The organism is Streptomyces sp. NPDC001492, from assembly GCF_053597275.1.
In genome coordinates, this window is sequence record NZ_JBSFHW010000003.1 from 105,703 (window position 1) to 119,052 (window position 13,350).

Sequence of the window (13,350 nt, forward strand, 5' to 3'; positions counted from 1 at the left end):
TCCTCATTGCATGTCGGTGCGGCGGCCGGTGTCGGCAGCGGGTTGATCACGGTCGATGCGTGCCAGGAACCTTTCCGCGCTGGCCTCGGGGGTCTCCGCTCCGTCCGACTGGTGCGTCGGCGTGCCGGATCCGCTCGCGGAGGCCGGTTCCAGGGGCGGCTCCGCAGGAGTGGGGGCTTCCGGTGGAGAGGCGTCCGGCGCGGCGTCGCCGTTCACCCGGGTCAGGAACGTCTCGACGAGGCGGTCGGTCGTGCGCTCCGCGCCGGACGTCTGCCCGGCGTCGTCGTCCACGTGTGCGGTGTTCGACTCCGGCTCGGTGACGAGGACTTCCGTCAGGGCGGGTGAGTCCGCGAGGTCGGTGGGGAGCATGAAGTACAGGCCGCCGGGGACGTCGACGAGCAGTTTTCCGTGCCGGCCGGAGAGGACCAGCTCCACGTCGGCCTTGTAGTAGCGGAAGGGCCGCACACTGGCGACGTTCCGCTCCAGGATCTCCTCGGCCTCCGCCGCCCGCTCCCCGGACGTCTCCCCCTCGTAGCGCAGGGGCGCAGAGTCCCGTAGCGAGTGGCCGTCGACGTCTCCGCCGAGGTCGGGGCCGGCCCCGGCGAACCAGGCGCCGGTACGGCCATGGAGGTGCTCCTGCGTCTCGCGGCCCTGGTGGAAGTGGCGCGAGAGGATCTCCACGTCGGACTGCGGCAGGACGGTGACACGGGTGAGGCGCATGCCTGCGGTCACCTGCTCGGCGCCCACCTTCACCTGGTACCGGTGCCGCAGCAGCCGTTCCAGGCTGAGCCGCATCTGCACCTCGTTGGTGAGGTGGTCGTACAGCATGCCGGGGAGCGTGGTGCGGTCCGGCCGCCCGGTCTGCGGTGCCTCCGGTCGCGGGCGTGTGGTGGTGGGTGCCGCGGGCAGCACGGCCCAGCGGTTGATCTCGGTCGCGGCGGGCAGGGCCCAGGGGTGCCCGTGCTCGGACATCAGGTCCACCAGGGCGTCGTTCAGGGGCTGTTCCTCGGTCTGCCACACCGGCGGGGTGGTGTGCCGGGGGTGGTCGGGCGCCGGTTGTGGTGCCTGGCCCGGCCGGACGAGGTGCTCGGGGATGACGACGCGTACCCAGCCGTCGACGGTGCCGTCCTCGGGCCGTTGCGGGAACCGGGCGAGGTACGACTGGGGCCGGGCGGCGGCCGCCGCCCACCGCCTGCGTCCCATCAGGCTGGAGACGGCGAGGGAGATCCCGTGGAGGAGCCGGACGGGGGCGGAGAGCACCTCGGGCAGCTGCCGGGTGAGGGCCATCTCGATCCTGAACCGCTGCCGCAGCCGGAACTCGACCGACGGGTTGCGGGTCTGGCCCCAGTAGACCTCCACGTTCTCTTCGTGCCGCTCGTGGGCCGTGCTCGCCTCACCGGACCAGCCGCCCGCGACCTGGAGGCCACCCTCCGTCCCCCGGCCGATCCCGCCGTGCAGCTCGCCGTGTACCTCGACCTCGGTCGAGCGGGAGGTGCTGGTCGTCTCCTCGGTGATCGCCTTGCCCCGCAGCATCATGGTCAGCTCGGGGCGGTCGTGCTGCGACACCGGCTCCAGGGTCTCGGCGGTGACCTTGGTCCACAGATAGCGGGTGGCGCCGAAGGCCGACGGGATCGGCAGCCACCGTGTCACTCCCGTGGTGTTGAGCAGAGTGAACTGGTCGAGCAGGGCGGCGGGTGAGTAGGAGGCCTCGACGGAGCTCAGCAACAGACTCGGCCGGTGGCCGAAGCCGTCGGCGTCGGGCCGCAGCAGGCCCTGCTCCGTCAGCCACTGCTTCATCGTCTCCAGCACGCCGTCCGCCTGCAGCACCTCCGGATGGGTGCCTCCGGGCAGCAGCGCCAGGTCGAAGTGACCGGTCGGCGGCTGGGGTTCGACGGGCGTCACGCCGTCCGGGACCGGCAGGCCCAGGTCGAAGATCCGCCGCTCGGGGACCACGAACTCCAGGCCGTGTCCGACCTCCAGCACCCGCTCGACGCTGGTCGTGCCGGATGCGCTGCGGGTCAGCGCGCCCGTCAGGTGGGAGCCGCGCCAGCGGTGGAGGGTGATGCGGAACACCGCGTGAGCGCGGTAGGTGTGCTTGGGGCCGCCGTAGGTGCCGCGGGTGATGCCGACCGGGCCGACGGCCGTGCCGTGGCCGCTCTCCCAGCCCCACTGGAACCCGCCGCCGAACGTGGCGCGCAGCTCGCCGGTCAGCGGGTGGTGCTGGGCCGAGGGCCGCTCCTCGCCGGTCGTGAGCCGCTCCACGCCGGGCGCGGCCGACGCCTCGCCGTCCTCCTCGCCCTGGCCGAAGTGGAGGGACGGGCCCAGTCGGCCCGCGAGGCCGAGGGTGTGGGTGCGCTCGACGGTGCGTTCGTAGTGGGCGGTTCCGCTGGTGTTCTGCCACAGCTGGAAGGCGGCCCCGGTGTGTGCCTGCACATGACGCGGTTCGGCGCCGACGAGCTGCACTCGCAGGGCCTGGTGCCAGCCGTCGAGCCCGTCGGGCAGCTCCATCAGCCGCCCCTGGCCGGTCGTCAGGGACGGGAAGTGGGCCACCAGCTCGTTCGGCGCGAACGGCTTCTTGAGCTCCGCCGGCCAGTTCGCCGGGTTCGCCTGCCACTCGTCCGGGAGTCCGTTGGCCTGCTGGTACAGCGTCGCCGCCGTATGCGCCACTTCGGGCGCGGCGAGGAGCGACCGGTACACGACGGCGGAGCCGTGGCTGGTGAAGTCCACCAACTGCTCGGCGGGCGGGAGGGATGCGAGGGGGCGCACCCGGCCCGCCTCGTCCAGCAGGTGCGCCGGGATCCTCTCCGACGGCACGTGCAGATGCGGCACGGCCACCCGGGCCACCACCTCACCCGGCCTGTCGATCCACCACTTCTGCTCGGGGTGCCCGTCGGTGCGTACGGACAGCTCGTACACGGCGTCGTAGACGTGCTCGTCGGCCTTGCCGCCCATGTCGGCGCGCTGCGTGGACTTCGCCGCGCCGGAGAACTGGTGCTCGGTGCCGCGCCCGATGCTGCCGGTCAGCCCCGCCTGTCCGAGTCGCAGCCGCAGGAGCCTGGTCAGTTCGGTATCGCCGCGGGCGCCCAGGAAGGCCCGCAGCTTCCAGCCGTTCTTGCGCTCTCCGCTGACCGTGGCGCCCTGCCCGGAGCGGATGTTGAGCGACATCGGCCGGGTCTCGTCGCCGGTGGCGCCGCCGACGCGCTCCCGCAGCCGGGCGGTCACCGACACGTGATACGTCCGGCCGCCCAGCCGCACGGAGTGCTCGACGCCCGCCGTCAGCTGCGCCAGGTCGGTCTCCAGGGACGGGCGTCCGAACGCGGTGAGCAGTTCCCGGTCCGCGCCCGCCCAGTCCACCCGGGGGCGGCCCAGCTCGAGGAAGGGCGGGTGGCCGGTCAACTTCGGTCGGCGGCGGGTCAGTTGCTGGTGTGTCTGGCCGATGACGGTGCGGATCTGGTCGTGGACCAGTTCGGCGCCGGGCAGGCCGAGGAGGGTTCCGAAGCCCAGGCCGCGTCGTGTCGCCAGGGCCAGGGGTTCGCGTGGGTGCGGCTGCGGCAGGGGCGCGTCCAGGCGTTCCGGGCGCCGGTACGCCGACTCCGGCAGGCCGACACCCAGTTCGGCCGCCTCGGCGAGCAGCGCCCGCACATACGGCCGTGTCTGCACCGGACCGGCAGGCCCGGGCTGGGGCTGCCGCAGCAGCGGGGCGTCCGCACCGAGCACACGGCGCTCGAAGTCGGCGGCCTCATGGCTGGGGACGCCGAGTTCGGCCGGCACGATGCGGGTGAGCGGCTCGATCCGGTGCGTGGGGGAACGCACGTCGAGGGAGACGCTCAGCCAGGCGCGGTAGCGCGCGTGGTCGTCCGAGGTCTGGACGATGGTGTGGAGGGCCGTCGACACGGCCAGGCCCTGACTGGTGCCACGCTGGACCTCACCGGTGAACGAGAAGAACTCCGCCGGCCCCGCGACGACCCGGCCGCCCAGCGCGGCGCTGCTCTTCGCGCCCTCCTTGCGGTGCACGACCAGCGTGCCGGCGGAGTCCTCGCGCACGGGGACCTTGACGGTGTCGCCCAGGTACTCCAGGCCCTCGATCCTCGCCCGGATCGCCACATGGCCCTGGAACGAGCGGCCGAGGCCGGTGGAGTGGGACACCAGGTCCGTCACCAGCTCGTTGCCCAGCAGGAACCGGCTGCGGTTGATGGCGGAGCGTTCGTTGAGCTGGACGAGGGTGCGTTCCATCAGTGCTCGTACGGCGTCGGTGGGCAGCCCCGCCGCGTGCAGCCGGCGCTCGAACTCGGCGGCCGTCGGTGTCAGATCGATGGCGTTGAGGATCGTACGGGCCCGGTGGCGCCCGGCGTCCTGCTGTACGGCGTCGAGCGCGGGAGCGGTGTGGGGCACGTGCTGCAGGGCGCCCGGGACCGTCAGGGACTTGGGCAGCCGCACGGTGAGACGGTCGGGGACGATCAGGTCGTGCCGGCGTTCCTCGCCGTCGACGAAGAGCCGCAGCTGCAGGCCCGCGCGGAACGGGGTGCTCTGCTGCATCCAGATCTTCCGGTCGAAGACCACCGTGCGGTTCGTCTGCGTCTGGCCGGTGCGGTGCGCCTCGACGCTCAGCACCGGCGCCGGTGTCACCGACGAGGCGACCCTCGAACCGGTGGAGATCGCCGTCAGCAGGGAGCTCGCGCCGGACCAGCCGCCCTCCCGGGCGGACTTGTGGGTGGTGGCCAGGGAGCCCCAGTTGAGGGCGTACCCGTCGATCGGGGACGCCTCCTGCGGCAGCGGCTCGACGTTGCGCAGGACCGGCCGTACCCACACCACATGACCGCCCGCGGTGGCCAGTCGGCCGCGCTGGAGGGCCGCCTCCCAGAAGTCCAGCGCCCGCTCTCCTTCCGAGGCGGCGGAGTGCTCGCCGGCCGCCAGCGTCTCGGGCACGGCCCCGCTGCGCAGGATCGTGCGCAGGGCCTCGCGGATGCCGGTCTCCAACTCGGCGCTGTCGCCGTCGCGGCGCACCGCGTAAGCGATGTTGTTGGCCCACTGCCGCACCAGCGCCTCGTCCCAGCGGTCGACGGCACTCACGTTCAGCTCACCGTGCGCGTCCATACCGAACTGGCCCATGTACCAAGGGACTTCGGCGTGCGACGGCGGGGCGGCCGGCTGCTCGGGCTCCTGTACGGCGTGGGCGGCGGGCACCTCGGACCGCTCATGCAGCTGTACGGCGTCGCCGACGGCCCCTTCCGGCTGCTCGGGCTCCGGTGCCGTGGACGACGCGTCCTGCGCTGCGGGGATGGGCTCGGTCGGCGTGCCTTCGGCGCCGAAGAGGAACGTGTCTCCGGTGTGCTGGTTCGCGACGACGAACTGACGGCGGGGATCCGTGCTCGCCCCGTTCTCGTCGCCCGCCCAGTCGATGGTGAGATGGCCGCCGACCCGGGCGCTGTCCGCCCAGGCGAATCCGTACTCCCCGTCCGGGGTGTGGGTGACCTGGACCGGCTGTCCCGACAGCTCCCGGGGGGCCTCGTGCAGGTAGATCTGGTGGGAGACCAGTTCGCCCCCGGGCCCGAACAGGGTCTCCAGGCCCGTGGCCCCGTGCCTGACCGGCCGCAGCCCGTCCGGGCGAGGGGGCAGCACCGTGAACCCCTGCGCAAGGAACCCGGCCGCGTCCTCGTCCCTTCCGGCCTCCTCCAGCGCCTGGCGCGCGGCCGACCACAGCGCCTCGTGCGCCGCGGCCCGCAGCTCGGCGAGCCCGTCCGGGTCCGCCGACGGATCCAGTCCCGAGCGCCGCAGGAAGGCCGTGGCGTCGTGCGAGATCACCGGCACCATCACCTGAGCCGGCTCACTCCGCGGGCCGGACCACCGTGCCTTGGGGAGCGTCTCGTCGAAGATCCGGGCCAGGTTCTCGTCGTACTCCACGCCGACCGTGCCCACGTGGTTCTGCGGCCGCACCCGGGGCGCACGCCTCGCGAGCAGCCCCTCGTCCAGTCGGCGCAGCCAGGTCCGCCACGGTGCCTCACGGTCAGGGCGTGCCGGCACCAGGGTTCCGTCCGTGCCGAAGCGGAAGACCTCGTCCGTCACCCGGTCGGTGAGGAGGTAGCCGTCGGAGGTCGTGCGCACCCCGTGGGACGCCACGACCAACGGGTCGTCGGCGGTCAGCTCCGCGATCCAGCCGTGGGGCGCGCTCGGTGAGACGGGCACCCTGAGCCTGCGGATCAGCGCCCCCGTCAGGTGCTCGGGCAGGCCCTCGCCGCGAAGCGGCACCTCGACATCCCGGGGGACGCCGTTCCCGTCGAAACGCCACCCCAGGGCGTCCCCGGGAGCGCTGACCCAGACCTCGGTCAGCTCCCCCGACGCGTCGCGCACCTCTCCCAGTTCGTAGTGGTCCGCCCCCGTCACCGACAGTTCGGGACCGTCCTCGCCGACGCCGAACCGCAGGAAGTCCTCCGTCCCCGCCAGCCGCACGTCCAGCGCCTGCGGCAGCCGGTCCGCGCCGAACTGCCAGCGCACTTCTTCCGCCGCGTCGGACGCGGTGTACCCGCCGTCCGCGCGCGACGCCACCGTCCAGCCGGGCATCGGCCTGCCGCTCGCGTCCACCACCTCCGGGAGCGTCGGCAGACCCAGCAGCTCGTACCGGGCGACGGCCTCCGCGGACGGCACCAGCAGCCGGAACCCGGGAACCACGGGCAGTCCCTCGGGAACGGGCGGCAGTCCCGGCCGCCACCGCGCCCGCTGTCCGCCGCGGGACTCCGTCTGCCCGGACTCCTCCCGCACCTCTTCCGTGGCGTCGTCGGACGCCTGCGGCTCAGCGGGCTGCTCCTGCCGTGCCCCGGACGACGATGCCTCTGCCGACGGTGCCTCGGCCTCGCCCATCGGGGCCTTCCCGCGGCCCGAGATCCCGCTGCCGGACGACTCACCGGCCTGCGGCAGCCTCTGCCGGACCAGCACACCCTGGGTGTCGAAGCGCCACTCCGCCACCGCGCCCTCGTACCGGCCCGCCAGGGGCAGCGTGACGGTCAGGCCGTCCGGGAACCGGGCCAGCCGCCCGTTCTCGACCGGAACACCGTCACGGTCCAGCAGCTCCAGCGGGCCCTGGATACCGGCCGGCTCCTGCAACCGCACCACATGGTCGACGCCCGGCAGTTCCAGTTCGCGGTGCTCGAACCGGACCCGGGAATCGAGGAACAGGTTGCCCGCGTCTCCCCGGACGACGAATCCGCCGCCCTCGCGCGGCAGCACCGTCCGGTCCGGCACCACCTCACCCGCGGCATCCACCAACTCCAGCCGCGAGGACGCGCCAACGGTGCCGGTCGCCGCGGTGTCCGTCCGCCGCAGCCGGTACCCGGTCAGCGGCGCGACACCGTGCAGCGGCTCGTCCGCCACCCGCACCGCCGCTTCGGGGGCGGCGTCGACGGTGAGCGTGTGCGGCTGCTCGTCACGTTCCTCGAACTCCTCGGGCACGGTCGGCAGCCCCGGCTGCCAAGTCCGCCGGCTGCGCTGAGGCTCCCGTACCTCCCCGGCGCCCGGGGCGACGTCGTCACCCGGCTCCGCCAGCCCCAGTCGGTGCAGTCCCTCCCGGTCCACCACGACCAGGATGGGCTCGTCCGGCCCGGTGGTGATCGGTTCCCGCCACCGCGCGGGGAGCTTCTTGGCGCGGTAGGCGGGAGTGACCGTCCACCGGGGGGTCAGCCGTACCAGGTAGCGGGGCCCGGCATCGCCGTCCCCCTCGGGCTCCGGCTCCTTGCGGGTCGTCTCGCCCGTGACCGACTTCGGTCCCCCGTACGTCAGCCAGGTGCTGTACGCGTCGTCACCCAGCACGAAGGGCCGGTTCGCCGCGGTGTGGTCCCCGAGGTGGATCGTCGGTTCGCGGAGGTCGGCGTACCACGCGGGGCCCGCTTCTCCGGCGCTCGTCCAGCTCGGCTCGGCCTTGGAGGTGTCGGAGGCGGTGGTGGTCAGGGAGCCTTCGCGGAGCGTCCGGACCACCTCCCGCGCCACCACGTCGGCCCTGACGGTCACCTGCGCCAGTGCGTCCCCCGTGATCTCGATGACGTGACCCCGCGGCGACATCGCGTCCGCCAGCTTCGACCGCAGCGGCACGGCACCCGTGCGTGCCTGCAACTCGAAGCCCGCGCGAGGGCGCAGCACCGGCCGCCCGTCCCGGCCCCCGAAGGCCAGCTCGTCCAGCGCCGTGCGCAGTCCGGGCGCGTCGAACGGGCGTACCAGCGCCCTCTCGGGCAGGCCCAGTTCGGGCCCGGCACCGTGCTGCCGCTCGGCCGGCGAGCCGTGGACCGGCGCCGACGGGCCCGCCTCCTCCCTCGGCGGCAGGACCTCATCGGTGGGCACGGTGGAGCGCGCCGCACCGGGGAGTGTGAACTGCGCGGTCCACGAGCCGCCGAACGAACGGCCGCCCAACTTGGGCATCCAGTCCGGCAGATGCCTGCTGTAGTACCCCGGACCCGCGTACGGGTACACGTCCATCGTCACCAGCAGGTCGTGGAGGAACTGCACACTCTCCCCGGACCCGGACCCGGACCCGGACCTGGAGCCCGACTGGGACGCGGAGCCTTCCACGGACGCGGCCCCGGACTCGGAGCTGACGGCCGACGCCATGTGCTCCTCCGTCACCTCATTCTTCGCGGTCCATGAGTGGGAGTGGCCGAATCCGGCCATGAGCAGGGAGGCCGGACGGTGCGCCACGCCCGGATTGGCGATGGCGTACACGCCCCACGAAGCGGACAGGCCCCGCTGGGTCGTGGCGGTCGTGCGCTCGGTCGTCTCCAGGCCGTCCTTCGAGGTGTGGCGGGAGAGGGTGGCGTGGTAGTGCCCCTCGCCGAGCCGGGCCCGCAGCACCACCAGCTGCTCCACTTTGCCGAAGGGCGTGTCACCCGCCAGGAACACCGGCCGCCCGCCGTTCAGCATCTCCTCGATCACCGTGCCGAAGCCGGACGCGGTCAGCGACGGGCCCAGCACGTCGTGGATCAGCCTGTCGTTGATGCGGTCGAACTTCGCCACCCGTGCCGACGCCGTCCGGCTGTTCTCCACCGACCACTGGTCGAGCCGGCGTGCGATCTGCTGGACCAGTTCTCCGCCGGCCTCCAGCCGGTACAGCTCGACGCGTCCGCTGCCCCGGCCCGTGTTCGCGGGCGCCCGGACCGCCGGTATGTCCGCCGGCCCGTCCACGGCCGCCGTGGACGGTTCCTCCGGCGTCGTGTCCGCGGCCGGTTGGGCCGCGGGTGTGCTGTCGGCGGGCTGCGGTTCGGTGTCCGCGTCGGTCTCGGCCGCTGCCGCGCGGTACCGCTCGGCATCGTCGGCGAACAGCCTGGCGATGTCCTGCTCGGTCAGCTCGCCGATGCGGTGGATCTCCCGGGCGGGTACCCACAGGGTGGCCGCGTCCGGTACCAGTGCCCAGGTCGACCGCTCGTCGGCCGGGGTCCGGTGGACCATGGTCGCAAGGTCCTGCCAGGCCGTGTCCTTGCGCGTGCGCACCTCGTACGTCACATCGAAGGTGACCAGGTAACCGCGTTCGACCCACTCGTCGGCGGACATGGCCTCTGCGGCATGTGCGGTGGACGTGCCCTGTGTCTCGGCGTAGGTCAGTGAGCCGCCGAGCTCGGCGCCGACGGAGGTGCGGAGGTCGGTGAGCGGGGTCGTGACGCCGCCGGCGAGCTTGCCCTTGACGGCCCACCCTCGCTGGGTGTCCGACGTCTGCTCGACCTGGCCGAAGCGCGTACCGCCGAAGGTGTGCTCCTCGTCGACCGCCACGATCCGGGGGTCGCCGAGCCGGGCCGACAGATCCACGCGCGCGAGCAGCTCGCGGTTGCCGGCGAGTCCCGCCCGGTTGTGGCTCTTGAGGGTGACGGTGTCCTTGAATCCCACGGTCCGCTCGAACCCGGCCATGCGGGCCGCCGGACCGGTGAAGTTCTCCAGGACGTCCAGGGCGGCGTTGCGTTCGTTGATCTCGTCCGGTGTGCGCTCCAGCCAGTTCTTGCCCTGGTGCTGGTCGAACGCGGCCGGGGCACTGCCCAGCAGCGGCCGTCGGTAGAGCTCCCGCCAGCTCGTTCCGCTTGGTGCGGACAGCATCCCCGCCACCGTGCTCTGCAGCCCCGGGACCGGCTTGAGCGAGTCCAGCCGGTAACCGGCGGGCAGGTGTCCCTCGCGCTGGACGGGCCGCGGCGTGCCCCCTTCCCGCCAGAGCGGGGCGGACGGTTCGGCCGGCGCCTGCGTCGGCTCCGCGAGCGGCACCACGGTCCGCTCGGGCACCGCCACCTCGGCACGGCCGGGAATCGTCGCGGCCACGTAGCCGGCGGCGGCGTCCGCCTCTCGCCACCGCGCCACCTCGCCCGGCGCCGACCAGCGGCCGCCCACCCGGACCTCGAAGTCGACCGGGAAGTCGAAGCGATGGATTCCCGTGCCGCCGCCCAGCGGACGTTCGGCGCGCAGCCGCTGCGTCACGTTGCGGGTGACGACCTGGTTGGCCTTGTAGGCCAGTCCGGTCCCGAGGTACTCGGCCTCGTGCGTCTGGGCGATGGACCCGGCGCCCGCCACTCCGACGCCACCGTCCTTCCGCCGGGTGACGGCGGTGTTCTGGGCGTGGCTCGCGGTGACGGTTCCGCTGAGCGTCACCTGCGTGCCGTCGCCCAGGTACCGGCCGTCCGCGGGCCGCAGTACGCCACGGACGAAGACGTCCGGGGCGCCGCTGCGCCATGCGCTCAACGGGAACCGTACGCCGTCCCCGCCGTGCGCCACCTCCCGCGCGTGCTCCCGCAGGAAGGCGCGGAACTCGGTCGCCACGTCCGGCAGTCGCGCGGCGTCCAGCAGCCCTTCCGCCTCCAGACGGTGCAGAACCCGGCCGGCGATCTCCTCCACCGTCTCGTCCGTGAGCCGGTAGGCGGCGTCCAGCCGGTCCGCCACGGTGAACCGGCTCACCCCGGCCGGCTCCGGGACGAAGTGCCGCGGCGTGGCGGCATCCTGGGACGCGGCGGCGGTGAACGCCGCGGTTTCGGTGGACGCTTCGTCGAGCACCGCGGTGTCGGCAGGGGCTTCGTCGAAGGCCGCGGTCTCGGTCGTGGCGTCCGTGGACACCGTGCTCCCGCTCTCGTCCGCCGGCATCGCGTCGTCACGCTCACGCGTCCACAGCGTCGCCACACCGCCGTCCACCCGCTGCGCCACACCGTCGTGGCCGCCCACGCGGACGACCAGGGCGAACTCCGCCTGACGCTTGTGGATCGGTCCCTTGTACGTCTCCGCTTCGGTGTGTTCTCGCGTGTCGGTGACGTCGGTGACGCTCTTGGTCAGGCTGTAGCCCAGGACGACCGGGCCCAGTACGCCGGCCGTGTGGACGGTGTTGCCCACTCCCAGCGTGAGGCCACCGCCCCAGCGCCGGGTCACTCCCTGCCCCCAGGTGCTCTCCTCGCTGATCCGGTGGGTCCGGGTGACCGTGCCGTCCGGCTCCGGGAGGTCCCGTACGACGATGTCCTTGGCGACGGCCACCGCGACCTGGGTCCTGCCCCAACGCCCCTTGAACGGGAAGGACTTGCGGACCATCTGGCCGCCGAACAGTTCCGGCGCACGCCCTGGAAGCTGATCCAGCCAGGCACGCAGTTCCCGCGCCACGGGATCGTTCACCCGGAACGTGCTGCCCAGCGCGCCTTCCACGGCCTGGAGGACGCCGGGGCCGACGCCTGCGAACTCGGCGTGCAGCACCTCCTCGGTGCGCCGCTGCCCGGCGTCCTGCGTCCCGTCGGGCAGCGTGACGGTGTCCGCAGCCGGCTTGGGCCAGGCGAGCTTCACCGGTATGTGGACGACATCCTCCCGCTTCCTGGCCCCGCTCCAGGGCCAGCGGCCGGGCTTGCGTACCGAGACGCGGTACGTCACCGTGTGGCCGGCCCGCGCGACCGGTACCCCGGTCTCGGCGACCTCGGTCTTCATGTCGCGCTTGGTCTTCGTGGACAGGCTCGTGTCCCGGGCGTTGATCAACCCGGCGATCTTTCCGGCGATCTGAAGGAAGGGCAGGGGGATGCGGGCCGCCCGCGGCTCGAGGGCCGGCTGCTGGCGCGTGACCGACGCGCTGCGGTTCTCCGTGGTGTGGGTGTGGCTGAATCCGAAGTCGTCGGTGGCCGACGCCACCCCGTGCGGGGTGCCGAGACCCACGGCCTCCACCACCACCTGCGGTCCGCCGTTCACACGGGCGCCGAGGTCGACGCTGTAGCCGCCGTCCAGGGAGCGGTGGAAGTGCTCCTTGAGCTGCTCGTCCGAGAAGGCGTTGTCGATCAGGGCGTACATGGCGTGGTCGGCGGCGGTGCGGCCGACCATCCGGACGATCGCGGTGCGCACATCGAAGCCGTCGATCTCACCGGTCACCTTGGGCCGGTCCGCCCGCGCCCGCCGCATCAGTTCGGCGGGGTCGAGCGGGTTGCCGCTGCGGCCGAGCACGTCCTCCAGGTCGGCCTCGGCGAACAGCTGGGTCAGCATCCGCCCCTCGGTGGCGGGCTGGTGGGTGACGGCGGGCGCCGGCTGCACCAGGTCCGTGGCGCCGCCCGGCGCCTCCGGCTCGGCGGACAGCTGCGGCTGCCCGGTGTCGGTATGGGCCGTGTCCTGCTCGGCGAGTTGCTCCTGCCGTGCCTCGGCCGCCGGTGCCTCCACGGCGCCCAACGGCAGGTCCGGCCCCGCTGCGTCCGTGTCCTCCACGGGCTCCGGCCGCGAGGACACCGCGGAATCCTCGCCCACAGCACCGTCCGGCCGCGGCGACCGAGACCCCGCAGGCTCCGCATCGCCGTCCTGCGGCTCCGGCTCCTCCAGCGCCCGCGCCGCCGGCTCGGCGTCCGGCTGCGGCGGCTGCTCCGTGAAACCGTCCGGCTGCCGCTCGTGAGCGGCGGCCACCCCATCGAAGGGCACCGCGGACACCGCTTCCTGCTCGGCGCCCTGCTCCTGCTCCTGCGAAGGCTCGGCCGTGGCCTCGGCAGGCTCGAGCGGTGTCGGGGGCTCGTGCGGCACGGCCGTTGCGCCCGCGGCGCGCTCCTCTTCACGGGTCCGTGCCTCGCCGGGGGTCGTCACGTCCTCCACGGCACGGGCCTGCTCCGTCGTACGCACCTCCTCCGGGATCGCCTCATCCCGGATCGCCGCGTCGCCGGCGGCAGAAGCCTCCTCGGCGCCGTGCGCCTGCTCCGGCGCACTCACTTCCTCCGCAACGGCGGCAACCTCGTCGCGCTCTTCCTGGGAAACCGCCCCGTCCCCGGCCGACTCCGCCGATCTCCGCGGGGGCGAGCTCGCCAGAAGGTCCGCCAGGGTCGGCCCCGGGTGGGTGGCAGCAACCTCGTCGAGCTGAGGCTGTTCGCCGGCCGGATGCGACGCCTCGACAGGCGTCACCTC

The 13,350-nt window shown here is 73.4% G+C and carries 1 protein-coding gene; it reads right to left on the reverse strand.

The features are described 5' to 3' along the window. Positions 1 to 3: 3 nt before the first annotated feature. Positions 4 to 13,158 carry a hypothetical protein gene (locus tag ACWC1K_RS04685; protein WP_450828800.1) on the reverse strand — a complete coding sequence of 4,385 codons (13,155 nt, stop codon included), beginning with the start codon at positions 13,156 to 13,158 and terminating at the stop codon, positions 4 to 6. Positions 13,159 to 13,350: the final 192 nt, after the last annotated feature.